Consider the following 25,133-nt stretch of genomic DNA (forward strand, 5'->3'; position numbering starts at 1 on the left):
TGTTATATTATAACAATTGCGCTGACCGCCGAATTTTGCGCGTTTTCTTCGCGTGAAGCCAGCAAAGCATGGCCTTAACCTTGCAATAGATCAGGCTTCAGGTTTCAATACGCTACCGGGCGGAAACCTGAAGCCCGGTTATCTTTTTTGTTATCACGCACACCACGGAATCTCCCGATGCTAAAGATTTTTAATACCCTGAGTCGTCAAAAAGAGGAATTCAAACCCATTCATGCCGGGAAAGTGGGCATGTACGTGTGCGGGGTAACCATCTATGACCTGTGTCACATCGGCCACGGTCGTACCTTTGTCGCTTTCGACGTGGTGGCGCGTTACCTGCGCTACCTCGGCTATTCGCTGAACTACGTGCGCAACGTCACCGACGTGGACGACAAAATCATCCGCCGCGCGGCGGAAAATCATGAAACCTGCGACCAGCTGACCGAACGCATGCTGGCGGAAATGCACGCCGACTTCGACGCGCTGCTGATCGACCGCCCGGATCAAGAGCCGCGCGCGACCCAGCATATCGCCGAGATCATCGAGATCACCCAGCGCCTGATCGATCGCGATCACGCCTATGTGGCCAGCAACGGCGACGTGATGTTCTCCATCGACAGCGATCCGCAATACGGGCTGCTGTCGCGCCAGGATCTGGATCAGCTGCAGGCCGGCGCGCGCGTGGAAATCGACGACGTGAAGCGCAACCCGATGGATTTCGTGCTGTGGAAGATGTCCAAGCCGGGCGAGCCGAGCTGGCAGTCGCCGTGGGGGCCGGGCCGTCCAGGCTGGCACATCGAATGCTCCGCCATGAACTGCAAGCAGCTGGGCACCCACTTTGACATTCACGGCGGCGGTTCCGATCTGATGTTCCCGCACCACGAGAACGAGATCGCACAGTCGAGCTGCGCCCACGACGGGCCGTACGTCAATTACTGGATGCACTCCGGCATGGTGATGATCGACAGAGAGAAGATGTCCAAATCGCTGGATAACTTCTTCACCATCCGCGACGTGCTCGGCCATTACGATGCGGAGACGGTGCGTTACTTCCTGATGTCCGGCCACTATCGCAGCCAGCTGAACTACAGCGAAGAGAACCTCAAACAGGCGCGCACCGCGCTGGAGCGCCTCTATACCGCGCTGCGCGGCACCGATGCCGACGCCGCACCGGCCGGCGGCGAAGCGTTCGAAGCCCGCTTCCGCGAAGCGATGGACGACGACTTCAACACCCCGGAAGCCTACTCGGCGCTGTTCGATCTGGCGCGCGAAGTTAACCGCCTCAAGGGTGAAGACATGGCGGCGGCCAACGGCATGGCGGCGGAACTGCGCAAGCTGGCGAACGTGCTCGGCCTGCTGCAGCAGGAGCCGGAGCAGTTCCTGCAAGGGGGCGCTCAGGTTGACGACGGCGAAGTGGCGGAGATTGAAGCGCTGATCAAACAGCGTAACGAAGCGCGCGCCGCGAAGGATTGGGCGCTGGCGGATGCCGCTCGCGATCGGTTGAACGAGATGAACATCGTGCTGGAAGACGGCCCGCAGGGCACCACCTGGCGCCGTAAGTAATCCGGCCGCAGGGAAAAACAAAAAAGGCGCTGAATTCAGCGCCTTTTTCTATGGCTGCGGGTTAGGGTTTAACCATGACCTTGCCGCCGTTGAACTCCACTACCTGATCGGCGACGATCTTGCAGCGTTTGCGGGTTTCGACCTTGCCGTCGACTTTCACCCGCCCTTCGGCGATCACTTCTTTGGCGGCGCCGCCGCTTTCACACCAGCCCTGGAACTTCAGCAGATCGCACAGTTCGACGTGGGGATGATTGTCCAGATTGAAAATTTCCATACTGCCTTACTTATTTAGGTTGAACGTCGTGATATTCCTCGCAGGCCTGCAAGGTATTTTGGATCAGTGTAGCAACGGTCATCGGGCCAACGCCACCCGGCACCGGGGTGATGTAGGCGGCGCGCTCGCTGGCGGCGTCGAAATCGACGTCGCCCACCACTTTACCGCTTTCCAAGCGGTTGATGCCGACGTCCACCACGATGGCGCCCGGTTTGATCCAGTCGCCCGGAATGAAGCCCGGTTTGCCGACCGCCACCACCAGCAGATCGGCGTTCTCGACGTGATGACGCAGATTCTTGGTGAAGCGGTGGGTGACGGTGGTGGTGCAGCCGGCCAGCAGCAGCTCCATGCTCATCGGGCGACCGACGATGTTGGACGCGCCGACCACCACGGCATTCAGGCCGTAGGTATCGATGTTATAACGCTCCAGTAGGGTAACGATGCCGCGCGGCGTGCACGGTCGCAGCTTAGGCGCGCGCTGGCACAGGCGGCCGACGTTGTACGGGTGGAAGCCGTCGACGTCTTTGTCCGGGTGGATGCGTTCCAGCACCTTGACGTTATCGATGCCGGCCGGCAGCGGCAGCTGCACCAGAATGCCGTCGATTTCTGCGTCGGCGTTCAGCTGGTCGATCAACGCCAGCAGCTCGGCTTCACTGGTGGCAGCGGGCAGGTCGTAGGAGCGGGAAAGGAAGCCGACTTCATCGCAGGCGCGGCGCTTGCTGGCGACGTAAATTTGCGAAGCCGGATTCTCGCCGACCAACACAACCGCCAGCCCTGGGGCGCGCTTGCCGGCCGCCAGACGTTGTTTCACTTGCTCAGCCACTTCGTTTCTAACCTGCTGCGCAATCGTTTTACCATCAATAATCTTTGCTGACATCAGTGTGGAAATCCATCAATTAAGAAAAGCGGGGATGCCGCTATTCTGGCAGAAGCTGAGCGCGCTGTCAGGCGCAGAATCACCCTCGCCGCCGTTGCCGACGGCGATTTACGCTTTTTTTATATCGGCCTCAGGATCCTCTACGCCATTTTTACCTGCATTTGCATACGCTGGGGCCATACACAGGGCGAAAGAGGGCAGGATCATGAGAGCGATAACCCGGCTTTATCCGTTGCATCATCAACCTGATCAGCAACCGGCGGAGCCTAAACACGTAGGGGAGACGGTGTTCGATTCTTCACGGCATCCGGCGGGCAGTGCGCAACTCACCGCGCTGCATCAGCTCGGCCAGCACCAGGCAGCGCCGTCGTGGCGGGCGCGCCTGAGCGCGCTGTGGCGGAAGCTGTGCGCATGAACGGCAGCGCATGGGGAGGTTGCGCGCTATTGCTGGCTTGGGCGCCGTGGAGCCAGGCATCCTTAAACAGCGCACGCCCTGACTCCGCATTGGGGGAAAGGGGGGAAGCGACCTGCAATATGCAGGTGGTTGAGCATGCCGATTGGGGGGATATTGCCGCAGTGGTACAGTCTACGCGCCTTTGTCTGCGGCGGGGCGGTGGGCGGCAAGAGGCTGAGCGCACACCAGGCGATACCGCGGTCGGCCTGGCGCACCGTAACATAGCGCGGGCGCTGGCGGAAAAAACGCCATAAAGCGCCGTCGCCGCCGTAACGTCATGAAAAGGCATTGACTCGCTAACCTCTGACCGTATAATCGCAACCCGCAACCACAGGTTGCCGCATCTCAATGCGCCCTTAGCTCAGTTGGATAGAGCAACGGCCTTCTAAGCCGTAGGTCATAGGTTCGAATCCTATAGGGCGTGCCATTACTTCCTTGATTTTCTTCCCCCCGACTTGTTCCCTCAAAAATTCGACTGCGTAATCCATACTCTCGTTGGCTCGCCATTGAGCGCCATGCTATGTTCGTTCGCTAACTTTTAGTCAGTGGCAGAGAGCAACATGCAAAGCTTATTCGTTTACGGCACCCTGGGGCCGGGCAGACCCAACGCGCACATTATGGAAGCCATCGGCGGCAGCTGGGAAGAAGGCAGCGTCGGCGGATCGCTGCTTAACGAAGGCTGGGGCGCCGAGATGGGCTACCCAGGCATCGTGTTGGATAACAGCGGCAATCGCGTGAACGGTTTTCTGTTCCGTTCAGCTAATCTCGTCAACCACTGGCCGACTATCGATGCGTTCGAAGGTGAGGGGTATGAACGGGTGGCGGTCAGCGTCTCCACCGCCGGCGGCGAAACCGTCGATTCGTTTATCTACATGTTGAAGAAATGAGATGAAGCCGCCTCGCCGAGTGAGTGCGAGGCGCTTGACCCGCCGGCAATTGAACTTTCGTTTATTTTGCCGCGCTACAATAGGCGAAAATTTCCCCATGGAGCCTATCGTGCGCAAATCCAGATTCCTGCTCGTGACCTTGCTGTGCCTGTGCGCCGCCGCCGTGCTGTACGTCATGGCTTACCGGGCGTTGGGGCATTACCTCAGCGACGGGGAGAAAGCCTACCCGGATATCAGCGTTGAAATCCGCTGAGGGCCGTGCGGCGCCGCGGTGATTGCACCGACTTTTTCGCACTGATTTACCCGCCATTTACCCGCCGTCGGCAATGATGACGCTGCGTCTCCACACGGTGTGGTTCTCTTGGGCGGAATGCCGTTATGTCACTGCAGCAGGTATCGAATGTTTCTTTGAGCAACAACGGCTTAAAGGGCATCGGTTACAAACATTACGCGTTGGCGATCGTGGCGTTTTCGGCGATCGTGCGATTTATTTCCTTATCAGATCGGTATTTTTGGTGCGATGAAGCCTCCAGCGTACTGACCAGCCGCTATGACGTGGGCGCTTTGCTGTACCACGCTTCTTTCGATGTTCACCCGCCGCTTTATTACCTGTTGCTGCATGGCTGGATGGCGCTGTTTGGCGACGGCATCATGGCGGCCCGCTCGCTGAGCCTGGTGTTCGGCGTAATGACGGTGGCGCTGGCGATGCGTTTTACCCGTTGGTTGACCAATGAGCGGGCGGCGCTGATAGCGGGGTGGCTGATGGCAATCATGCCGATGGCGGTGCGTTACAGCCAGGAGGCGCGCATGTACGCGCTGATGGGGATGCTGGCGATCGCCGCCGCCATGGTGCTGGCGAAATGGCTGAAAACACCGGATAACCGCCGCTATCTGGCGCTGTATGCGCTGTTGATGACGCTGAGCTTTTATACCCACTACTTCACGATTTTTACGCTGATCGCTCACTGGCTGGTGCTGCTGGCGCTGTCGTGCCGCCGCGAAGGCGTACGTTACATCAAGCAGCCGGCGTGGTGGCTGGCCAATGTGGCGATCGGGGTGGCCTACATTCCCTGGCTGCTGGTGCTGTTCAATCTGCTGGCGCATATCGCCGAGCTGCGGGTCGGCGGCGACGTCGGTTGGATCCCTCAGGTTTCCTGGGGCGATCTGCCGGCGATGTATTGGCGTTTTCTCACTGGGCATGATGGCAGCAATTATCCGACGGTCATTCTCTGGCTGCTGCCGGCGATGTTTATCGCCTTATGTTCATTGCTACTGTGGCGGCGGGAGACGCCGAGAACATTCTCGCTGCTGCTGCTCGGCGGCATTCTGATCCCGGTGACGTTGGTATTCGCCATTTCCTGGCGCTCGCCGCTGTTTGTCGATCGCTACCTCTATTCGGCCGCGCTGGGCATTCCGCTGGTGTTGGGCGTGCTGATCGCCGGCACGAAAAGCCGGGTGCGCGGGATTTCTTTGCTGCTGTTCTTCAGTTTGCTGTTCGGCTGCGGCGTGCGTAACGACTACCCGGTCGAGAAAGATGAGTTCAAAGTGATGGTGCACTACATCAACAGCCACTATCAGCCTAACGATGCGGTGGTGGTCAGCAACATGTTCAACTACCTGAGCTACGTGTATTACAACAAGCAGGGCTATCGCGCCCTGTTGTATACCCCGGCCAGGCCCAACGGCATTTCGGGCAAGCCCAATGCCTATGGCTTCGGTACCTTTTTCCACGATCGAGCGGCGCAGACCTATGTCGATAAGCTCAGCGTTTTATCGAAAGGCCATCGCCGGGTCTGGCTGGTCAGCGGCGGGGATTTCAATCAGGACTTCGGCCGTTCGCCGACAGGGTGGGTCAATACCGGCACCTTCAAGAGCGGCGGTTTCGAATCGCGCCTGTTCGTGGTGCGTTGAGCAAAATGTCATATTTCCCATTCGGCGTTACATCTGGCCGAGCAAACTTACGCGGGGATGACAGTTCTATACATTGGGATTGGTACTGTAGCTCTACCCGATGATGTTGTGTGTTATCCATTCCCTGTAGTGTATTACCCCATCCCTGTTAAGTTTATCCCGCCTTGTGCGGGATTTTTTTTATCTGCGCATACCCGGCGGTGCGTAACGCGATTTTTTTGAATAACACCGTCAGTTTTATTCGGTATTCAGCCGCTGCGCGCTTGATTAGATTGAACGCGAGAGGGGGCGCCGTCGGTGCCTTTGTGCAATGAGTGGAGAATTTCTATGGCGAAGACAGTAGTGGTGTTTCATTCCGGCTACGGCCATACCGAGCGTTTGGCGAAAGTCGTGGCGGAAGGTGCGGGGGCGGAACTGATCGCCATCGATCAGAACGGTGACATCAGCGACGAAGCCTGGCAGACGTTGGATGAGGCGGACGCCATCATCTTTGGCTCGCCGACCTATATGGGCGGCCCGTCCTGGCAGTTCAAGAAATTCGCCGACGCGAGCTCCAAAGCCTGGTTCGGCCGCAAGTGGCAGGACAAAGTGTTCGGCGGCTTTACCAACAGCGCCAGCCTGAACGGCGACAAGCAGGTCACGTTGATCGCGCTGCAGACGCTGGCTTCGCAACATGGCGGCCTGTGGGTCAGTCTGGGGCTGCTGCCGGCCAACACCAAATCGGCGCAGCGTACCGACGTCAATAACCTGGGCGGTTCGGTGGGGCTGCTGGTGCAGACCCCGGCGGATGCCGGCGTGGATGAGATGCTGTCGGGCGATCTGGCGACCGCCAAGCTCTATGGCCAGCGCGTAGCGGGCTTTGCCGCCAAACTGGCGTAAGGCCTTGCCGTGTAGATGGGGTGGCGGTGCGGTTGAACGGATGCCGCGTTCATTTTCTCTGCACAATTGGCGTGTAGGCTGCGAAATGTTATTAGCCTGCTTGGGCTAACACTGCATTTCGTACAAATATTCCCGGTTCCTAGGCCGGGTTTTTTGTTGCTAAGGTCTGCTTAAGCTTTCACCGCTATACTGCGTGGCAACACGGGCATGCAAGGCATGGCCGTGTTGTAACTGTCGATTTGCTGTTGTTCAAGCAAGCCCGCTTCATGCGGGCTTTTTTTGGGTTGTTATTGCACGGGCGGCCCAGTTGCAGGAAAATAATCGCGCAGTTATTCAAACATCATTCAACGACCAATAACCACAAGCTTATTAATGTAATTGACGCCGTCGGCGACCTATTACGCTATGCGCTATGCTGACAGCAGAGTAGCCATTATTTGCTGACGCTACGCGGGTGTGCCCGCCGCAGCCGAACGGGGCTAAGAAAAGTCTGTTAATTAAATGTTAACGTTTTTTATTATTGATTTGTCTGGCTTTTTTGGTTGAAATCCGGGTTGACTATCCCTCACTGGCCGGGCGAGAGAGTATGCACATTATTATTCTGGTTATTAGCAAAATATGGGCAAGGCGATGAACGCCAGAATAAACGCCAGGCATGGCCTGCCGCTAACGGTTCAGCTGATCAATCTTTTCATGCTGGCTTTTTTGCTTTCCCTGGTGGGTATTCTTAGCCGGCCGATTGGCTCGCTTTCCTTATTTTGGCCAGTGAATGCGATTCTGCTCGGTCTGCTGCTGCGCAAACCCATTTACGGCACGCCGCTCGGCTGGCTTACCACCTATCTGGGCATGGTCGCCGCCGATCTCAGCACCGGCGAAGGTTGGTCTCTGGCGCTGTGGCTGAACGCCTGCAACATGTCGCTGATCGCCGTCGGTTACGGCATCATGCTGATGCTGCCACAATCTCAACGGCGCATGGGCAAGCCCCAGGCGATACTCTATATGTTCAGCGCCAGTTTGGCCGGCGCGGCGGTGGCGTCGACGCTGTCGGTGCTGCGTAATGATAGCCTCTATAACAACACGGTGGTGATCGCCTGGCTGGCTTGGTTCAGTGAGCAATTCTCGACGACCTTGCTGCTGTTGCCGGTGCTGATGGCGGCGCCGCGGCTGAAGCAACTGCTGCGCATGCAGGTACGTTGGCGCCTGAAAGGCTGCCTGCCGTTGCTGGCGTTGCTGCTGTCGCTGGCGTTCAGCGTCTATATCGGCGGGCCGGGCGCCATCGCCTTCCCGATCCCGGCGCTGCTGTGGTGCGCGGTACGCTACCCGCTGTTCCCCGTGACGTTGCTGACGTTGTTGACCGGCATGACCGAGATCAGCAGCATTTCTGCCAACCTGGTGCTTTATGAAACGCCGAACAACCACAACGCCTTCCTCGATACCCTGATGTCCGCCCGATTGGGCATCGCCATGCTGGTGATGGGGCCGCTGATCCTCGCCAGCTCCATCGCCGCCAACCGCAAGCTGATGCGACGTCTGGAGCACAGTGCCAACCACGATTTTCTGACCGGGGTGCTGGCGCGCAGCGCGATGACCCGCAAAGCGGGCGAGTTGCTGGAGCATAAACACCGTTCCAAAGAGGCGGTGTCGCTGCTGCTGATCGACATTGATCATTTCAAGCAGATCAACGATACGCACGGCCACAGCGCCGGCGATCAGGTTTTGGCGTCGTTCGCGCACATCGTGCGGCGCGAGCTGCGTCACGATCAGCTGTTCGGCCGCTTGGGCGGGGAAGAGTTTGCTATCATGCTGCCGCGCGCGCTGGCGGCGCAGGGCGTGGCGCTGGGGGAACATTTGCGCCGGCTGGTGGAGCAGACGGAGCTGCAGGCGGAAGGCAAGCAGACGTTGAAAATCACCATCAGCGTCGGCGTCGCCAGCCTGGCGATGAATGAGGTGAAATCGTTGGAACAGCTGATGAATATGGCGGATATCGCGCTGTATCGCGCCAAATCGCAGGGGCGTAATCGGGTGGAGTCGTTCAACGTGATCAACGGCAACAGCGTCGAGCATATCCTGTTCCGTTAACCGTTTTCAGCCTTGCCTGGGCTCGAAGCGGGTTTCGCAATTAGGGCAAATCAGTATCACATCTTGCAGCATTGCTGCGCATTTTTGCCGGGTAACATAGCCGCATTTAGGGCAGACGATTTGGGTGGAGCGGTTGATAAAACCTTTGACGCTGCTGGAATCGGACATATCAATAGCCTGTGTCAGGTGAAAACTCACGCTAACACAGGCAACGACAAATTTCGTTGGTTATTTTCCGTACGCAGATATTTACAGGCTTTTCAGCGCCTTGATGGTTTCATCCATATCGATCTCGTGCTCGGAGAAGGTATGGGTGGTGTTCTGGAAGGTGGTAATGGTCAGCATGCGCAGCGTTTGCATGGTCTGCGCCTGATCTTCGGACTGTGGGCGAATGCGGTTCATCAGCAGGCCGACCGACAGCACGGTGTTCTCTTTATCCACGTCGGCTTTGACCGGCACTTCCTTGGTGAAGGTATTAAAAGACTTGATGCTGGTGATCTTGATTCTTTCATTGGCGATGATGATGTATTTGCTGGGCGCCAACACTTTTACCGCATAAGCCGACGGGCCTTTGGTGTTGTTGGTTGGCTCGAAGGTGACCGCCGCGTTTTTCTTAATCAGCTCCGGATTCTGCACTTTAATCACGTGAAAATAACGATTTTCTCCGTTCTCGTCGGTAATAAAGCCGAAGCCTTTGTCTTCAAAAAAAGTCGTTATCTTGCCGTTCATCGCTATTCTCACAAAAGGGTTCAATACAGCGCTTATGATAGCGCGGAATGCCTTGCAGCGACAGATTGCGCGGGCGGCATTTAGTCATGCGATAACGGCATTTAGCGGCTTCCTGGCCACATGCTATGTTCATGCTGACTTCATTCAATGCGAAAAAGGAATATCGATGGGCATCAAACGTCTCAATCACGCCGTGCTGTATGTCAGCGATGTGCGGCAGAGCGCCGACTTTTATCATCAGGTCTTGGGCTTCAAGCTGAAGCCGTCCGACAGCCCCGATCGCGCGGTATTTACCCAGGCCGCCGATTCGGAAAACGATCACGATTTGGCGCTGTTCAGCAAGAATCTGGGCCAGCAGCGCGCCGGGGTGTTTCGCGCCAACAACGAGCCGCCGGCGGAGCATGAGCCACCGGCCGGGCTGTACCATCTGGCCTGGGAGGTGGACAGTCTGGAAGAGCTGGAGCGCATTCGTCACCAGTTGGCCGAACGCGGTATTCTCGGGCTGGAAGAGGATCATGGCGTGCACAAAAGCATTTATGGTCACGATCCGGACGGACTGCTGTTCGAGGTGACCTGGTTTATTCCGCCGGCGTTGCTGACCGACGAGGATAAAAACCAGCAGGGGATCCGCCCGCTGGATTTCGCCGCCGAGAAGCGGCGTTTCGCCGGCCTATAAGCGGCTCAGGTGCGGGGCGCCACGGCGCCCCGACGATCACAGCACTTTGTTGAGGAAGTTAACGGTGCGCGGATGCTGCGGTTGGGACAGCACCTGCCTGGCGTCGCCCTGTTCGACGATCTGCCCGTCGACCATAAACACCACCCGATCCGCCGCTTCGCGCGCAAAGCCGATTTCATGCGTGACCACCACCAGCGTGACACCCAGATCCGCCAACCCTTTAATCACGTCCAGCACTTCGCCGACCAGCTCGGGATCGAGCGCGGAGGTCGGCTCATCGAACAGGATTACCTTCGGGTTCAGCGCCAGCGCGCGCGCGATGGCGATGCGCTGCTGTTGGCCGCCGGAGAGGTGGCGCGGGTAGGCATCCGCCTTGTGGCGCAGTCCGACGGTATCCAGCAGCTCATAGGCGACCGCCTTAGCCCGCTCACGGGAGTGAATTTTGTGCACCACCGGCGCTTCGATGATGTTTTCCAGCACCGTCAGGTGCGGGAACAGATTGAAATTCTGGAACACATAGCCGACGTTGATGCGCTGCCGGAGGATGGCCTTTTCCTTCAGCTCGTACAGCCGGTTGCCCTTGCGGCGGTAGCCGACGTAGTCGCCGTCGATGCGGATAAAGCCCTCGTCGACGCGCTCCAGGTGGTTGATCGCCCGCAGCAGCGTCGATTTGCCGGAGCCGGAAGGGCCGAGGATCACGGTAACGGTGCCCGGCTGCAGCGTCAGGCTGACGTCGTCCAGCGCCTTGTGTTTGCCGAAGAACTTGCTGACGTTGCTGATTTCGATCAGGCCGCGTGCCGGCACCGGGGTGAGATTGCGTACCGGCTGCTCGGGCAAGGCATAATAATCAATGGCTTCAGACATGTGGGTCTCCTAACGTTTTAGCCAGCCGGCCAGTTTCTGCCAGGGCGTCGGCGGCAGTTCGCGCACCGCGCCCCGGGCGAAATAGCGCTCGATATAGTATTGGATCACCGACAGCGCGGTGGTGATGAACAGGTACCAGACGGTGGCGACCATCAGCAGCGGTATCACCTGCTGGGTGCGGTTATAGATAACCTGAATGGTGTAAAACAGCTCCGGCAGCGCCAGCACGTAAACGATTGAGGTGCCTTTCGCCAGGCTGATGATCTCGTTGAAGCCGGTCGGAATAATGGAGCGCAGTGCCTGCGGCAGAATGATACGGAAGGTGCGACGATAGCCCGGCAGGCCCAGCGCCGCCGCCGCCTCGTGCTGGCCGTAATCCACGCCCAGGATGCCGCCGCGGATGATCTCGGCGGTGTAGGCGGACTGCACCAGCGTCAGGCCCAGCACCGCCACGGCGAACTGGCCGAGAATGTCGATGGTGGGAAAGCTGGCGAACACCACGGAGGTGAAGGGAATGCCCAGCGAGATGGCGTCATACAGATAGGAGAAGTTGTACAGAATGATCAGCACCAGGATCAGCGGCAGAGAGCGAAACAGCCAGATATAGCCCCAGGCCAGCGACGCCAGCAGGTAGGAGCGCGACAGGCGCGCCAGCGCCAACAGGGTGCCGAACAGGATGCTGAACAGCGTACCGAGCAGCGTCAGCAGCAGGGTTTGCCCCAGCCCCGCCAGTACCGCCGGCGCGAAGAACCACTCGGCGAACACGCCCCATTCCCAGCGCGCGTTACCCGCCACCGATTGTACGATGGCGGCCAGAATAAACAGCGAAAACAGCGCGCCGATCAGCCGCAGCGGATAGCGGGCGGGCACCACTTTCAAGACTTCTTGTTTGGACATGTCATGTCTCCTGATACAGATAAAGGGGCCTTAGGCGATTTTCCTTTCCGACGCGCAACAACACGCATCCTCTGCAATCAGGCTTTTGCGGAACGGCAGGCGGCCATCGTAGGGCGGGCGGCTGTAAACCTCGCTGTCGACGGTGGGATCGAACTGCGGCTGATACCCGTTGTTCAGATACAGGCCCACCGCTTCGGGCTGGCGAAAGCCGGTGGTCAGATAGAGCTGGCGATATCCTTGCGCCAACGCCAGCGTTTCCAACTGCTGCAACACCCGCTGTGCCAGGCCCTGGCGGCGCAGATCGCCTCGCGTCCAGATGCGCTTCAGCTCGGCGGTCTGTGCGTCATAGCGTTTGAAGGCGCCCATGGCAATCGGCGCACCGGCGCGCAGCAGCACGATGAAGGCCCCTTGCGGCGGCGCGTACAGATCCAGCGCTTCCGGTTCCTGGTCACCAAAATAGTCGCCGTAACGCTGGCGATATTCGCCGAACAGCCCCTCGATCACCGGGGCGATCAGTGGGTCGGTCGGCAGCGTCTGAATGAAAGTGTCTTGCGTCATCGCGCGCTCCTAATCGCCCAGGCCGGGCGGGTTGATTTCCGACTGCGCAAGGCGTTCGACGCTCTCGCCCCAGCGGTTGAGCACCCGATCGTACTGCCCGCCGCGGATCGTGCCGTTCAGCGCTTCGTTCACCGCCTGCACCAGGCCGTTGCCTTTACGGGTGGTGACGGCGATGTGTGCCGCCTTGGGCCAACCGCCTTCCACCGTGCCCGCCAGCCGGGTGCGGCCGTTCAGCGCCGCTTTATAGGCGCCCAGCACGTTCGGCCCGAAGTAGGCGTCGGCGCGGCCGGACTGGATCGCCAGCGTGGCGGCCGCATCGTCGGTCACGTAGATCGGCTGGAAGGGTTTGAGCCCCTGCTGCCGGTTCTGTTTGTCCCACGCCAGCAAAATTGCTTCCTGATTGGTGCCGGAGCCAACGATGATCTTTAATCCGGCGATATCGGCAGGCTGTTTGATCGTCGCGATCTTGCCGCCGGTTTTGACGTAAAAGCCGAGCGAATCGATGCGGTAGGTGGCAAAGTCGAAGCGGGTTTTGCGCTCTTTGGTGACGGTGACGTTGGTGATGGCTGCGTCATATTTGCCGGAAACCACCCCCAGCGGCCAGTCTTCCCACGAGGTTTGCACCACGTTTAATTCAAGCCCCAGGCTGTCGGCCACCAGCTGCGCGATATCCACTTCGCTGCCGATCAGCCGCCGGTTATCGGCGGCGAACAGCGCCAGCGGCGGCGTGTTGAGCGCGGCGATTGCAACGGTGAATTGGCCCGGCTTCACGAAGTGGAAATCGGCCGGCAGTTTGGCGATCGCCTGCGGGTTTTTCGGCGCGTGGATCGGGATTTCATTGGCCTGTAAATCGATGCCGGTGCCCGCCTGCGCGGCGCCGGTCAGGCTCAGCAAGGCCGCCACGAGGGCGGCGGTAACGGTTTTCTGCATAGCGGATATCCCTGAAAACGATCTTATTATTGGGTGAATCTGTTCAACGGGCGCTTCAGGCCCAGGTGCTCGCGCAGCGTATCGCCGTGGTACGCCTGACGGAACAGGCCACGCTGTTGCAGGATGGGTACCACCCGATCGACGAAGTGGCCGAAGGCGCTGGGCGTACCGCCGCTGATGATGAAACCGTCGGCGGCTTCACCGTCGAACCAGCGTTGCAGACCGTCCGCCACCGCTTCCGGCGTGCCGCTGAACACCGGGCGCGGCGAGGCGGCTTCCAGCGCCACCTGGCGCAGCGTGAGGTTACGTTCGCGGGCGCTGAGCTTGATGGCGTCGGTAGTGCTGCGGAAGCTGTTTTGCCCCAGATCGCCGATGTCCGGGAAGGGGGCGTCCAGCGGATGGCGGGAAAAGTCGTAATGCTCGAAGTAGCGGCCAAGATAGTTGAGGGCGTTCTCAATGCTGACCAGGCGGGCGGTCTCCTGGTACTGGCGCTCGACGTCCGCGTCGTCGTCGCCGACGATCACGCTGACGCCCTGGAAGATGCGCAGGTCGTCCGGCTCGCGCCCCTGTTCCACCAGCTGCCGCTTCACGTCCTGATAAAAATCCTGCGCTTGTTCCAGCGTGTCGTGATGGGTGAAGATCGCATCGGCGTGTTGAGCCGCCAGCCGTTTGCCGTCTTCGGAGGCGCCGGCCTGGAACAGGATCGGGCGCCCCTGCGGCGTGCGGCCGATGTTCAGCGGCCCCTGCACCGAGAAGAACTCTCCCTGGTGATTGAGGGTGTGTAGCTTGCCGGTGCGGAAGAATTCGCCGCTAGCCTTGTTGCGCACAAAGGCATCGTCTTCCCAGGAATCCCACAGCCCTTTGGCGACGTCGAGAAATTCGCCGGCGATGCGGTAACGCAGGCTGTGTTCCGGGTGTTCGGCGCGCGAGAAGTTTTTGGCCGAGCCTTCCAGCGGCGACGTCACCACGTTCCAGCCGGCGCGGCCGTTGCTCAGGTGGTCGAGGCTGGCGAACTGGCGGGCGACGGTGAACGGATCGCTGTAAGAGGTGGAAAGGGTGCCTACCAGGCCGATTTTATCGGTGGCGGCGGCCAGCGCGGCCAGCAGGGTGAGCGGTTCGAAACGATTAAGAAAATGCGGAATGGATTTTTCGTTGATATATAAGCCATCGGCGACGAAGACGAAATCGAATTTCCCCTGTTCGGCTTTTTTCGCCGAGGCGATATTAAATTCGAGGTTGATGCTGGCGTCGGCGGTGGCATCCGGGTGGCGCCAGGCGGACATATTTCCCGATGCGCCGTGCAGAATGGCGCCCAGCCGTAATTGCCGTTGATTATTCGCGTTGTCGCTCATCGTGATTATCCTGTCATGCGCCGCAAAGGCGCGCGGTGTCTGATGTGTCCACTATTGATGAGCGGCAACGGGATGTAAAACAACAAAACAGCATATTCAAATGTTGAAAACTGCAAATATCACGGCGAGCGAAAATAATAATCCCCGGCGCGGTATCTGCGGCGTCGGGGAAATACTATTTCACGTTATTCAGGCGTTGCTGAGGGCTTTTTCTGGCGCGGTAGTGAGCTGTTGCAGCGTGCGTTCCGCCAGCAGCGTAAAATATTGTGCCGCGGGGAACAGGGCGCGTTCATCGGGATTGAAACGCGGATGATGCAGGCCGAACTCGCTGGCGGAGCCGATGCTGACGAAGACGCCCGGCACGTGATGCAGATACAGCGCGAAATCTTCACCCCCCATTTGCAGCTCCGCCTCTTCGACCCGGTAGCCGGCCTCGGCGGCGACGGTTTTGCTGAACGCCGCCCAATGGGCGTCGTTGATCACCGCCGGCGGCCCCGGTTGCCAGTGGAGTTCGGCCTGCGCGCCGAGCGCGGCGGCAACGCCGTCGATCACCTGGCGAATTTTATCAGGCACCTGGCGGCGCACCGCGTCGCTGTGGGTGCGCACCGTGCCTTCCAGCTCCACGGTTTGCGGCAGCACGTTCCAGGTATTGCCGCCTTCGATGCGCGTCACGCTCACCACCAGCGATTCCAGCGAGCTGAAGCTGCGGCTGGGCAGCGTCTGCAGCGCGCCGACGATCTGGCTGGCGGTGACGATGGTATCGACGCCCTGTTCCGGTTTGGCGGCGTGGGCGCCTTTGCCGGTGATGAGGATCTGGAAGCGATCGACGTTGGCGTAGAACGGCCCGGCGCGGGTGGCGAAGGTGCCGGTGGGCAGCTCCGGCGCGTTATGCAGGCCAAATACCGCTGCAACGTTATCCAGCGCGCCGGCGTCGATCAGGTGCCGGGCGCCGTTGAAGGTCTCTTCCGCCGGCTGGAAGAAGATGCGCACCGTGCCGGGCAGCTCGGCCTCACGCGCTTTGAGCAGGTGCGCGGCGCCGAGCATCACCGAGGTGTGAAAGTCGTGGCCGCAGGCGTGCATTACGCCGCTGTTTTGCGAGCTGAAGGGCACGTCGGCGATTTCGTCGATCGGCAGGGCATCAATGTCGCCGCGCAGCGCGATAATCGGCCCCTTGCCGCTGCCGATCTCCGCCACGACGCCGGTTTTCAGCGCCAGCGGCAGCAGACGGATGCCTGCCTCTTCCAGCCAGCGGGTCAGCCGGGCGGTGGTGGCGAATTCGTGATTGGAAAGTTCCGGGTTTTGGTGCAGCTCACGCCGATAGGCGATGATTTTGTCTGCCAATTGGCTGGTCATAGGCTTGGCTCACAGTGGGAAATAAACCCTAACCCTAGTGCAGGGACCGCCGAAGCAAAAAGACCATCTGGTTATATTTCATAGCGATTGCGTCTGCATGGGGGCGTCAACGCTGGGGGAAGCGGGCGAGTTTGGGCGTTCGCTCGTTGTTCGCCGGCGCAGGGAGAGGTTTGGCCTGGAACGGTAACGTATCGCAACCGGTGCAATCCATTTACACCGGACAACACGGATTTTTTCACTCTTTATCGGATTTCTGTGATCGCGGTGGTGGACAAAATCCTGCCTGCTTGCTGTACTGTAATCGACACAGGTTTTGTGTCTTTCATTCACGTTAAAGGTAAGTTTGATGTCTAAGATTAAAGGTAGCGTTAAGTGGTTTAATGAATCCAAAGGCTTCGGTTTCATTACTCCGGAAGATGGTAGCAAGGACGTTTTCGTCCACTTCTCTGCCATCGTTAGCAACGGTTTCAAAACGCTTGCTGAAGGCCAGCGTGTAGAATTTGAAATCACGAACGGTGCCAAGGGCCCATCTGCCGCTAACGTTACTGCTATCTAAGCTGCGTAGCTGAATTTCTTAAAACCCGCTCATTGAGCGGGTTTTTTATTGGGCGCGTTATGCGTCGTTGCGGCGGGCCAACAGGCCGAACAGCAGGATGGCGATGGCGTAACAGCCGACGATGGTCAGCGCCATCGACAGGCCCGAGGTGCCGCCCAGCCCGGTGAGCGGCACGGCGCAGGCGCCGAGGGCGAACATGCACACGCCGATCAAGGCCGAGGCGCTGCCCGCTTTGTCTCCCTGGCTTTGCATCGCCAGCGAAGAGGCGGTCGGGCCGACGATGCCGATCACCGCTACCGAGAAGAACAGCGGCACCAGCAACACGACCAGCGGCGCATGCAGCGCGGCGGCCAACAGCAGCAACAGCGACGCGACGGCCGCCAGCGTTAACCCGCCCCTCAACACCCTGCGTTCCCCCCAACGCGCACTGAGACGGCTGGCCAGCTGTGCCGCAATGATCAAGCCGACGCCGTTAATGGCGAAGCATAGGCTGAACATCTGCGGGCTGAGGCCGTAGATCTGCTGCAAGACGAAAGGCGAGGCGCCGATATAGGCGAACATGCCGGCCATCACGAAGCCCTGTGTCAGGCACAGGCCCATGAAATAGCGCTGGGTCAGCAACCCGCCGAGCGACATCAGCATCGCCAGGATACCGCCCTGGCTGCGGCGCTCGATCGGCAGGGATTCGCGCAGCTTCAGCGCCGACAGGCTGAACAGCAGCACGGCGATGGCCGCCAGCACGCCGAAGATACCGCGCCAATTCATTACCTGCAGCATCACGCCGCCCAGCACCGGTGCGACGATCGGCGCCAGGCCGTTAACCAGCATCAGCAAGGCGAAGAAACGGGTCAGCTCATGGCCGGCGTACAGATCGCGAGCAATGGCGCGGGAAATCACCGCGCCGCCGGCGCCGGCGATGCCCTGGAGTAGGCGGGCGATCAGCAGTTGGTCGATGCTGGGCGCGAGGGCACACCACAGCGAAGCGCCCAGCAGCAGGATCAGCGACAGCAGCAGCGGGCGCATGCGGCCCAGTTTGTCGCTGTAAGGGCCGAAAATCAGCTGGCCGACGCCCAGGCCGAGCAACCCGGTGGTCAGGCTGAGCTGCGCGGCGGCGGTAGAGGTATTCAGCTCACCCGCCATTTCCGGCAGGGCGGGCAGGTAGAGATCGGTGCACAGCGGCCCCAGCGCGGCCAGCAGGCCAAGCACGACGGCGTACACCAGACGCTGTCTGGCTAAGTGTTTGGTCATGGGAGATTAGAGTTTCCTGAACAGGTGAGAAATGGCCTGCTGATACAGATCGCGCAGCAGGGACGCATCGGCTTTTTGCGTGGTAAGGATACGGTAACCGGTGCCTTCGCTCATGACGGCGATAAATTCCACCCGGGCGGCGATCTCCTCCGCGCTGAAATGGGGATACAGCCGCTGCAGATTGTGGCACACGTGGCGAAACAGCCGCGCTTCCGCATCGCTGAGCAGTTTGGCCACCACCGGGTTGCGCGTGGCCTCGGCGGTCACTTCCAGCATCAGCATGTGATCGGTTTCGCTCTCGCCCGGCTGCTGAAACAGCGTGCGCGCCGCCAACGTACCGGCGATCAGGTTGATGTGATCGCCAAGGTTTTCCAGCCGCTGCATCTTGTTAGTGATGATGCGGTTGACGATCTCTTCGATAATCGCGTCTTTATTGGCGAAATAACGATAGATTTGACCGACACTGAGCTGCGAGCCTTGGGCGATCTCCGCCATGCTGGCGGCGTGGAAGCCGTGGCGGCGGAAACTGATTTTCGCCGCTTCGACGATCTGATCGCGGCGCGCCTGCACCTTGGCCTGTTTACTGTCGTTGGGGGAGAGCATCTGCCCGATCCTTTGCTACGCGTGAGCCGGGTTCACATTTTTGGGTGTGAACGTTCATTCTCAATTGTAGTGTAAACGGCCGGAAAGACGCAAGATGAACGCGTGCTGCGGGTAAGGGCGCTTAAGCGAACAGATAGGATTTGATAAAGGCGGCGACGATCAGGACGCACAGCGCAATGGCAATCGCTTCGGCGGCGGTTTTCGGCAGGCTAAACATAGCGGTTTCTCATCCAGTCAGGAGTACTGGATGAGATTATGCGCATGCAAGATTAAGGAAACATTAAGGGCTTAGCGCCCGTTGAGCCACATCACCAGCATAAAGGCCAGCAGCGTCATCGCCAGCGAGCCGGCCAGGTTGAGCAGCATGTTGGCCAGCGCCCAGCCGAAGCGGCCATCTTGCATCAGGTATACCACCTCCAGCGAAAAGGTGGAGAAGGTAGTCAGGCCGCCGCAGAATCCGGTGGTAATCAGTAATTTCCAGGTGGGATCCAGATGCGTCATGCGGGTGAAAATCGCCATCGCCAGACCGATGATAAAACCACCGATCAGATTGACCATCAGCGTACCGAGCGGAATGTGGGCATTCAGCGGATTCATTTTCATGCTTACCGCCCAGCGCAAAACGCTGCCGACGCCGCCGCCGATAAATACGGCCAGTAAAGAACTCAACATGGGGCAACTACCTTTCAATCAGAGAAATTCACGGGACTCGGAAAGGGACAGGCGTAACGCTACGCGCCTCTCTCCGAGAGGTTACGTAGACATCATCAGCCTGTGAAGGCGGTTAGGGAGGAATGTCATCTCCAGCGTGCCGCACGGCCTTTTTTGCCGTACCCGGTGGATGTTACACCTAACGCCATCTATTTTGTAGTATCGACACTCTGCGAGGTCACCCTATGCAAATCAGAACGGCGCGCCTGAGCGATCGCCATGCTATCGCCGAATTAATGACGGCGTTGGATTATCCCGGCACCGAGGCGTTTCTGACGCAGCGCATGCAGCAACTGTTGGCGCATCCGGATGAGGCGCTGCTGGTGGCGACGGACGGGGAGCAGGTGTTGGGCGTGTTGTCGCTGCATTTCCTGCCGCAGCTGGCGTTGGCCGGCGACATTGGCCGCATCAGCTATTTTTGCGTCGATGACCGAGCGCGCGGCGCGGGCGTAGGCCGGCGGCTGCTGGCGGAGGGCGAGGCGCTGGCGCACCGTCGCGGCTGCGATCGGTTAGAGGTCCATTGCCACAGTCGCCGCGAGCGAGCGCATACGTTTTACCGGCGCGAAGGCTTTGTCGAAGCGCCGAAGTATTTTGCCAAGTTATTAAGTCAGTAAGTTACTCCCCTGGCGGCACTGCCGTTTCCAGCCGGTTGCGGCCATTATGCTTCGCCCGATAGAGCGCACCGTCGGCCGCTTTCAGCCAGTCAAGATAGCCGCCCAGCGCGGGGTGGTAGTTAGCGATGCCTGCGCTGATCTGCAGCCGCAGCTGCGGCGCCTCCTTGAAACTGACCGCGTCCAGCCGCTGCTGGATGCGGTGCAGGACGATTTCCGCCTGTTCGGCGTTAGTGTTCGGCAGCACCGCGCCAAACTCATCGCCGCCGTAGCGCCCGACGATATCCACGTTGCGCAAGCCGATCAGCAGCTCTTCCGCCAATACCGCCAGGGCTTCATCCCCCAGCGCATGGCCGAAGGTGTCGTTGATGGTTTTGAAGCGGTCGATGTCCATCAGGATCAGCGTGGCGTTGTCCTGGTAGCGGCGGCAGCTATCGAACTGGCGATGCAGAAGATGTTCCCAGTGGCGACGGTTATATAAGCCGGTCAGCCCATCGCGGGTGCTGATGTGTTGCAGCTCCTGTTTTTTTTCCGCCAGCCGTTTGGCGGTGCGGTAGGTCACCAGCCCCAGCAACGTCGGATAAAGGTAGATCATCGGCAGGCACAGATAGACTTGCAGCGGCGTGCTGTATGGATGAAACGGGAAGCCGAGCAGCGCGCCGGTGAGCATCGCCGTGGCCAATTGAATCGCCAATCCTTTGACAAACAGCGCTTTGCCGGCCGAAGCGATGTTGTTCATGCTCATCATCGACAGGATGACGATGGCGGGCAGCGCGTTGAACGCCATCATCGCTGCCCAGAAGCCGCCGAAGGCGGAGTCGATCAAGAGGTTGCGGATCTCGGCTTTGAACGGATCTTTGGCGCGGTAGGCCAGGCGATAGGCCAGATGCGGCCAGAGAAAGCCGTGAAAGGCCAGCAATAGCCAGACCGCCGCGGGCGGAGCCAAGGGATAGAGCGCGGCGCAAACGCAGATAAATCCGAGCCCCAGACCGGCGACGCGGGGCAGATAGGTGCGTTTGGCGAAGCTGAGGCCGGATTTTCGGGCATCGAAAATGGATGGGGCAATATACATCCGGCATCTCCCTGATGAGTATCACGGCAGCGTATCATGCGGGTGATAAACTAAGAATAGTCTGGGATTCACGCCGCGAGGTTGCGTGACATTCCTGCAACGGATCTCACTCTGTTACATGTTGCGGTTGTGTGAGCCGAAGGAAAGTCGCTAAATATTCGCAGGCAAGGTCAGTTTTTCTCGCTGTTCACACAGCGCTCTATGATAAGAAGGTGAGTATGGAAGGTATCAGCATTACCAAACTTCTGGTGATTGCGGTGTTGGTGATTTTACTGTTCGGCACCAGCAAACTGCGCACGCTCGGCGCCGATCTTGGCGCGGCGCTGAAAGGCTTTAAAAAAGCGGTGGGCGACGACAGCACGCCGCCGGCCGCCGGCAACAGCACCGCCGAGAGCCAGTCCGCTCAGCAGAGCGTCGAAAAGAAAGACGTTTAATTCCGTCTGACTGCGCGCAATAAAAAACGGATGCCTTGCGGACATCCGTTTTTTGGCGTTTCCGCCGTCTTTAGCGTAACAAACTATTACGCGTTATTTCACTTCCATTCCTTTGGCCTGCAGATCGGCGTGGTAAGACGAACGCACGAACGGGCCGCAGGCGGCGTGGGTGAAGCCCATCGCCATCGCTTCTTCTTTCATCTCGTCAAACTCGGCCGGGCTGACGTAGCGCTGCACCGGCAGGTGGTGACGGCTCGGCTGCAGGTACTGGCCCAGCGTCAGCATGGTCACGCCGTGGCGACGCAGATCGCGCATCACTTCAACGATTTCCGCGTTGGTTTCGCCCAGGCCGACCATCAGGCCGGATTTGGTCGGGATATCCGGGTGAGCTTCTTTAAAGCGCTCCAGCAGCTTCAGCGACCACTCATAGTTGGCGCCCGGGCGCACCTGGCGGTAGACGCGCGGCACGTTTTCCAGGTTGTGGTTAAACACGTCCGGCGGCGTGGCGGTGAGGATCTCCAGAGCGCGATCCATACGGCCGCGGAAGTCCGGCACCAGCGTTTCAATTTTGATGTTCGGACTCTTGGCGCGGATGGCCGAGATGCAGTCGGCAAAGTGCTGAGCACCGCCGTCGCGCAGGTCGTCGCGGTCAACCGAGGTGATCACCACGTAACGCAGCGCCATGTCGGCGATGGTTTGCGCCAGCTTTTCCGGCTCGTTAGCGTCTGGCGCGATCGGGCGGCCGTGGGCCACGTCGCAGAACGGGCAGCGGCGGGTGCAGATAGCGCCGAGGATCATAAAGGTGGCGGTACCGTGGTTGAAACACTCGGACAGGTTAGGGCACGAGGCTTCCTCACAGACGGAGTGCAGGCCGTTTTTACGCATCGCGGCTTTGATGCCCTGAATGCGCGTTGAGTCGGCAGGCAGTTTGATCTTCATCCACTCGGGTTTACGCAACAGCTCCTGCCGTTCGGTGACCACCGTTTTGACCGGGATCAGCGCCATTTTGTCAGCATCGCGGTATTTGACGCCGCGTTCCATCTGAATTGGTTTACTCATAATCGTGCAGGTTCCAGTTACGAAGCTCGACCGTCTGGTAGCCGAGTAAATGAACAAATTCCTGTACCAGGATTGGGTGTATGTCTTCAAGGCCAACGCCGGGCGCCAGCGCGCTGACCTGCGTCATCTGCATGCCGGCGTAACCGCAAGGGTTGATGCGTTGGAAGGGGCTGAGATCCATCGCCACATTCAGGGCCAGGCCGTGGAATGAGCTGCCTTTGCGGATCCGCAAACCCAACGAACAGATTTTCTGCTCCCCCACATACACGCCAGGCGCATCCGGACGGGCGCGCGATGCGAGGCGAAAGTGGGCGAGGGTGTTGATAACCGTATCTTCTATCGCCGTGACCAATTGACGCACGCCGACCTTGTTGCGTTTCAGATCGACCATCACGTACATCACCTGCTGACCCGGGCCGTGGTAGGTCACCTGGCCGCCGCGATCGCTCTGGACCACCGGGATATCACCGGGCATCAGCACATGCTCGGCTTTGCCGGCCTGGCCTTGGGTGAACACCGGGTGATGCTGTACCAGCCACAGTTCGTCCGGCGTAGTCTCGGTACGACTGTCGGTGAAGTTATGCATGGCTTGGGATACAGGCGCGTAGGGCTGCAACCCCAGCTGACGCAAAATGATCTTGTCTGGTTGCAAAAGAGTCATCGTCAGGTTACAGAAGTGGTAAAGCCATTATACCGGGCGCTCCGGCTTGCGGCCAGCCTTTCGCTGACCAAAAATGCGCAACCCGGGAAGACGCTGCGCCATCCCGGGTTGATAAGCAGGGGTTTATGCTGGAATTACAGCACCATGCGAACAATTTCAATGTTGCCTAACTCTTCGTACAGGGTTTCGACCTGCTCGATGTGAGTGGCATTGATGGTGATGGAGACGGAGTGGTAGTTGCCTTTGCTGCTTGGCTTGACCTGCGGGTTGTAATCGCCCGGCGCATGGCGCTGCACCACTTCAACTACCTGGTCAACCAGCTCAGGCTGCGCCAGGCCCATCACCTTGTAGGTAAACGAGCAAGGGAATTCGAGCAGTTCGTTCAGTTTAGTTTTTTGCATGTGCGTGCGCTCCAGAGTGCTAGCTAATCTATAAATTATAACTCCCGCCGGGGCGGGAGTTAATGTTATTCAGTATATGGGGGCAATTTCGCCCGTTTCAACCGTTAACCGAACCAGTGGTGGAACATCAGTTTGATGTAGTCCACGATGCGGCTGAAGAAACCGCCTTCTTTCACTTCGTTCATCACCACCAGCGGGCGCTGATCGATGGTTTTGCCGTCCAGCTGGAAGTTGATGCTGCCCACCACCTGGTTTTTCGCCAGCGGCGCGTGAATTTCCGGCGTGTTCAGCACGTAGCTGGCCTTCAGATCTTTCATGCGGCCGCGCGGAATGGTCAGGTAGACGTCTTTGTCCACGCCGAGCTCAACGCGGTCGGCATCGCCGAACCAGACAGGCTCGGAGGCGAACTCTTTACCGACTTTCAGCGGCGCCACGGTTTCGAAGAAGCGGAAGCCCCAGGTCAGCAGTTTCTTGCTTTCGGCTTCACGGCCTTTGTAGGTGCGGCCGCCCATCACGGCGGAGATCAGGCGCATTTGGCCTTCGGTCGCCGAAGCCACCAGGTTGTAACCCGCCGCGTCGGTATGGCCGGTTTTGATGCCGTCGACGTTCAGGCTGTTATCCCACAGCAGACCGTTGCGGTTCATCTGGCGGATATTGTTGAAGGTGAACTCTTTTTCTTTGTAGATCGCGTACTCTTCCGGCACGTCGCGGATCAGCGCCTGGCCGATCAGCGCCATGTCGCGCGCCGAACTGTACTGGCCCTGGGCATCCAGGCCGTGTACCGTCTGGAAGTGAGTGTTCTGCAGGCCCAGCTTGCTGACGTAGGTGTTCATCAGGTTAACGAACGCGTCCTGGCTGCCGGCGACGTAGTCGGCCATCGCCACGCAGGCGTCGTTACCGGACTGCAGGTTGATGCCGCGGGTCAGTTTGGAGACCGGCACGCGATCGCCCGGCTTCAGGAACATCAGCGAGGAGCCTTTGAACACCGGGTTGCCGGTCGCCCAGGCGTCCTGGCCGACGGTCACCAGATCGTCCTGGCCGATTTTACCCGCTTTCAGCGCCTGGCCGATGACGTAGCTGGTCATCATTTTGGTCAGGCTGGCCGGATCGCGACGCGCATCGGCGTTCATCTCGGCCAGCACCTTGCCGGAGTTGTAATCAATCAGGATGTACGCTTCCGCATCGATCTGCGGGACACCTGGGATCATGGTTTTGATGTTAACGTCATCGGCGTGCGCAACGGAGGCTGCGCTCATTGCGATAACGGTGCCGAGGGCGATGCTTTTGATTAAGCGAAAAGAAGTTACTTGTTTCATGATCGGGACTACAACATCCGTGAAAGTAAAGTTAAAAAACGAGCCACACTATAGCAGATGCGATCCCGGCAGGCATTACCCATTCATCTGACTAATTGCGGTTAGTGCCCTTTTAGCTGCAAGAAAATGTTTCAGCTAAATAACCGCTTATCGGCCGTGAATGCCCACCGGGCTTAAT

General features: G+C 59.1%; 30 protein-coding genes, 1 tRNA gene and 1 riboswitch. Of the genes, 13 read left to right on the forward strand and 18 right to left on the reverse strand.

The window, feature by feature from the left end; all coding sequences use genetic code 11:
• Window positions 1-177 precede the first annotated feature (177 nt).
• A complete protein-coding gene (gene cysS, locus ACSJLU_RS05440; protein ID WP_025301817.1) occupies window positions 178-1,563 on the forward strand; it encodes a cysteine--tRNA ligase in 1,386 nt (461 codons plus the stop codon).
• Window positions 1,564-1,624: 61 nt separating this feature from the next.
• Here the strand turns inward: cysS and ybcJ are convergent, their stop codons facing one another.
• Both ybcJ and folD read right to left on the reverse strand, forming a co-directional pair.
• Window positions 1,625-1,837, reverse strand: coding sequence for a ribosome-associated protein YbcJ (gene ybcJ, locus ACSJLU_RS05445; RefSeq protein ID WP_004940179.1), 213 nt, complete (start codon window positions 1,835-1,837; stop codon window positions 1,625-1,627).
• Window positions 1,838-1,847: 10 nt separating this feature from the next.
• Entirely contained in the window at window positions 1,848-2,714 is an 867-nt protein-coding gene (gene folD, locus ACSJLU_RS05450; RefSeq protein WP_016928798.1) for a bifunctional methylenetetrahydrofolate dehydrogenase/methenyltetrahydrofolate cyclohydrolase FolD, read from the reverse strand.
• 205 nt (window positions 2,715-2,919) lie between these two features.
• Between folD and ACSJLU_RS05455 the strand changes: the two genes are divergently transcribed.
• From ACSJLU_RS05455 to ACSJLU_RS05490, 8 genes are all read left to right on the forward strand, one after another.
• The gene (locus ACSJLU_RS05455; RefSeq protein WP_025301819.1) at window positions 2,920-3,129 is read left to right on the forward strand and encodes a hypothetical protein; all 210 of its coding nucleotides are present in this window, start codon (window positions 2,920-2,922) and stop codon (window positions 3,127-3,129) included.
• On the forward strand, window positions 3,126-3,422 hold the full coding sequence (locus ACSJLU_RS05460; RefSeq protein ID WP_043135724.1) for a hypothetical protein: 297 nt from the start codon (window positions 3,126-3,128) through the stop codon (window positions 3,420-3,422). Before ACSJLU_RS05455 ends, ACSJLU_RS05460 begins: the two co-directional genes overlap by 4 nt.
• A 96-nt stretch (window positions 3,423-3,518) precedes the next feature.
• Window positions 3,519-3,595: transfer RNA gene (locus tag ACSJLU_RS05465), tRNA-Arg, on the forward strand.
• A gap of 133 nt (window positions 3,596-3,728) precedes the next feature.
• On the forward strand, window positions 3,729-4,055 hold the full coding sequence (locus ACSJLU_RS05470; protein WP_025301820.1) for a gamma-glutamylcyclotransferase family protein: 327 nt from the start codon (window positions 3,729-3,731) through the stop codon (window positions 4,053-4,055).
• A 109-nt stretch (window positions 4,056-4,164) separates the two neighbouring features.
• Window positions 4,165-4,308: a hypothetical protein gene (locus ACSJLU_RS05475; protein ID WP_016928795.1), complete on the forward strand. Its 144-nt coding sequence runs from the start codon at window positions 4,165-4,167 to the stop codon at window positions 4,306-4,308.
• A 125-nt stretch (window positions 4,309-4,433) separates the two neighbouring features.
• Window positions 4,434-5,966 (forward strand): glycosyltransferase family 39 protein, encoded by a 1,533-nt coding sequence (locus ACSJLU_RS05480; RefSeq protein WP_311271925.1) that lies wholly within the window; start codon window positions 4,434-4,436, stop codon window positions 5,964-5,966.
• Window positions 5,967-6,293: 327 nt separating this feature from the next.
• A complete protein-coding gene (locus tag ACSJLU_RS05485) occupies window positions 6,294-6,845 on the forward strand; it encodes a flavodoxin family protein (protein WP_004940045.1) in 552 nt (183 codons plus the stop codon).
• Window positions 6,846-7,475: 630 nt separating this feature from the next.
• Window positions 7,476-8,924 carry a GGDEF domain-containing protein gene (locus ACSJLU_RS05490; protein ID WP_038628979.1) on the forward strand — a complete coding sequence of 483 codons (1,449 nt, stop codon included), beginning with the start codon at window positions 7,476-7,478 and terminating at the stop codon, window positions 8,922-8,924.
• Between the two features lie 6 nt (window positions 8,925-8,930).
• Here ACSJLU_RS05490 and ACSJLU_RS05495 read toward each other — a convergent pair whose 3' ends face one another.
• Window positions 8,931-9,092, reverse strand: coding sequence for a YnfU family zinc-binding protein (locus ACSJLU_RS05495; RefSeq protein WP_015376921.1), 162 nt, complete (start codon window positions 9,090-9,092; stop codon window positions 8,931-8,933).
• Window positions 9,093-9,173: 81 nt separating this feature from the next.
• Entirely contained in the window at window positions 9,174-9,653 is a 480-nt protein-coding gene (locus ACSJLU_RS05500; protein ID WP_025301823.1) for a cold-shock protein, read from the reverse strand.
• Between the two features lie 166 nt (window positions 9,654-9,819).
• Between ACSJLU_RS05500 and ACSJLU_RS05505 the strand changes: the two genes are divergently transcribed.
• Window positions 9,820-10,329, forward strand: a complete 510-nt coding sequence (locus tag ACSJLU_RS05505) for a VOC family protein (protein WP_043135732.1) — start codon at window positions 9,820-9,822, stop codon at window positions 10,327-10,329.
• A gap of 36 nt (window positions 10,330-10,365) precedes the next feature.
• Here ACSJLU_RS05505 and ACSJLU_RS05510 read toward each other — a convergent pair whose 3' ends face one another.
• From ACSJLU_RS05510 to ACSJLU_RS05535, 6 genes are all read right to left on the reverse strand, one after another.
• The gene (locus ACSJLU_RS05510) at window positions 10,366-11,193 is read right to left on the reverse strand and encodes an amino acid ABC transporter ATP-binding protein (RefSeq protein ID WP_025301825.1); all 828 of its coding nucleotides are present in this window, start codon (window positions 11,191-11,193) and stop codon (window positions 10,366-10,368) included.
• Window positions 11,194-11,202: 9 nt separating this feature from the next.
• A complete protein-coding gene (locus ACSJLU_RS05515) occupies window positions 11,203-12,090 on the reverse strand; it encodes an amino acid ABC transporter permease (protein ID WP_019454099.1) in 888 nt (295 codons plus the stop codon).
• Between the two features lie 30 nt (window positions 12,091-12,120).
• Window positions 12,121-12,648 carry a GNAT family N-acetyltransferase gene (locus tag ACSJLU_RS05520; protein ID WP_025301826.1) on the reverse strand — a complete coding sequence of 176 codons (528 nt, stop codon included), beginning with the start codon at window positions 12,646-12,648 and terminating at the stop codon, window positions 12,121-12,123.
• A gap of 9 nt (window positions 12,649-12,657) precedes the next feature.
• Window positions 12,658-13,578, reverse strand: a complete 921-nt coding sequence (locus ACSJLU_RS05525; protein WP_025301827.1) for an ABC transporter substrate-binding protein — start codon at window positions 13,576-13,578, stop codon at window positions 12,658-12,660.
• A gap of 26 nt (window positions 13,579-13,604) precedes the next feature.
• Window positions 13,605-14,930: an LLM class flavin-dependent oxidoreductase gene (locus ACSJLU_RS05530; protein WP_164063576.1), complete on the reverse strand. Its 1,326-nt coding sequence runs from the start codon at window positions 14,928-14,930 to the stop codon at window positions 13,605-13,607.
• Window positions 14,931-15,119: 189 nt separating this feature from the next.
• A complete protein-coding gene (locus ACSJLU_RS05535; RefSeq protein ID WP_043135741.1) occupies window positions 15,120-16,283 on the reverse strand; it encodes a M20 peptidase aminoacylase family protein in 1,164 nt (387 codons plus the stop codon).
• A 346-nt stretch (window positions 16,284-16,629) separates the two neighbouring features.
• Between ACSJLU_RS05535 and cspE the strand changes: the two genes are divergently transcribed.
• Window positions 16,630-16,839 (forward strand): transcription antiterminator/RNA stability regulator CspE, encoded by a 210-nt coding sequence (gene cspE / locus ACSJLU_RS05540; RefSeq protein WP_004940030.1) that lies wholly within the window; start codon window positions 16,630-16,632, stop codon window positions 16,837-16,839.
• Window positions 16,840-16,896: 57 nt separating this feature from the next.
• Here cspE and ACSJLU_RS05545 read toward each other — a convergent pair whose 3' ends face one another.
• The 3 genes from ACSJLU_RS05545 to crcB all read right to left on the reverse strand — a co-directional run bounded on the left by ACSJLU_RS05545 (window position 16,897) and on the right by crcB (window position 19,362).
• Window positions 16,897-18,087: a multidrug effflux MFS transporter gene (locus ACSJLU_RS05545; protein WP_089180615.1), complete on the reverse strand. Its 1,191-nt coding sequence runs from the start codon at window positions 18,085-18,087 to the stop codon at window positions 16,897-16,899.
• Window positions 18,088-18,093: 6 nt separating this feature from the next.
• Window positions 18,094-18,690, reverse strand: a complete 597-nt coding sequence (locus ACSJLU_RS05550) for a TetR/AcrR family transcriptional regulator (protein ID WP_025301831.1) — start codon at window positions 18,688-18,690, stop codon at window positions 18,094-18,096.
• A 288-nt stretch (window positions 18,691-18,978) separates the two neighbouring features.
• Complete coding sequence (gene crcB, locus ACSJLU_RS05555; protein ID WP_016928782.1) at window positions 18,979-19,362, reverse strand: fluoride efflux transporter CrcB; 384 nt, start codon at window positions 19,360-19,362, stop codon at window positions 18,979-18,981.
• A 79-nt stretch (window positions 19,363-19,441) separates the two neighbouring features.
• Window positions 19,442-19,504, reverse strand: a riboswitch (Fluoride riboswitch).
• 82 nt (window positions 19,505-19,586) lie between these two features.
• Here crcB and ACSJLU_RS05560 point away from each other — a divergent pair.
• The gene (locus tag ACSJLU_RS05560; RefSeq protein WP_049206182.1) at window positions 19,587-20,015 is read left to right on the forward strand and encodes a GNAT family N-acetyltransferase; all 429 of its coding nucleotides are present in this window, start codon (window positions 19,587-19,589) and stop codon (window positions 20,013-20,015) included.
• Window position 20,016: 1 nt separating this feature from the next.
• Here the strand turns inward: ACSJLU_RS05560 and ACSJLU_RS05565 are convergent, their stop codons facing one another.
• Entirely contained in the window at window positions 20,017-21,084 is a 1,068-nt protein-coding gene (locus tag ACSJLU_RS05565; protein ID WP_342096837.1) for a diguanylate cyclase, read from the reverse strand.
• Between the two features lie 218 nt (window positions 21,085-21,302).
• On the opposite strand from ACSJLU_RS05565, the gene tatA reads away from it, so the two are divergent.
• Complete coding sequence (gene tatA, locus ACSJLU_RS05570; RefSeq protein WP_025301834.1) at window positions 21,303-21,518, forward strand: Sec-independent protein translocase subunit TatA; 216 nt, start codon at window positions 21,303-21,305, stop codon at window positions 21,516-21,518.
• A 93-nt stretch (window positions 21,519-21,611) separates the two neighbouring features.
• Here tatA and lipA read toward each other — a convergent pair whose 3' ends face one another.
• The 4 genes from lipA to dacA form a co-directional block, all read right to left on the reverse strand.
• Window positions 21,612-22,577 carry a lipoyl synthase gene (gene lipA, locus ACSJLU_RS05575; RefSeq protein WP_025301835.1) on the reverse strand — a complete coding sequence of 322 codons (966 nt, stop codon included), beginning with the start codon at window positions 22,575-22,577 and terminating at the stop codon, window positions 21,612-21,614.
• Window positions 22,570-23,238 (reverse strand): lipoyl(octanoyl) transferase LipB, encoded by a 669-nt coding sequence (gene lipB, locus ACSJLU_RS05580; RefSeq protein WP_049206180.1) that lies wholly within the window; start codon window positions 23,236-23,238, stop codon window positions 22,570-22,572. The genes lipA and lipB overlap by 8 nt, the downstream gene beginning before the upstream one ends.
• 134 nt (window positions 23,239-23,372) lie before the next feature.
• Entirely contained in the window at window positions 23,373-23,639 is a 267-nt protein-coding gene (ybeD, locus tag ACSJLU_RS05585; RefSeq protein WP_004940012.1) for a DUF493 family protein YbeD, read from the reverse strand.
• A 104-nt stretch (window positions 23,640-23,743) separates the two neighbouring features.
• Window positions 23,744-24,955: a D-alanyl-D-alanine carboxypeptidase DacA gene (gene dacA / locus ACSJLU_RS05590; protein WP_004940010.1), complete on the reverse strand. Its 1,212-nt coding sequence runs from the start codon at window positions 24,953-24,955 to the stop codon at window positions 23,744-23,746.
• Window positions 24,956-25,133: the final 178 nt, after the last annotated feature.

The sequence above is a fragment of the Serratia bockelmannii genome (assembly GCF_051803255.1).
Taxonomy (GTDB): Bacteria; Pseudomonadota; Gammaproteobacteria; order Enterobacterales; family Enterobacteriaceae; genus Serratia; species Serratia bockelmannii.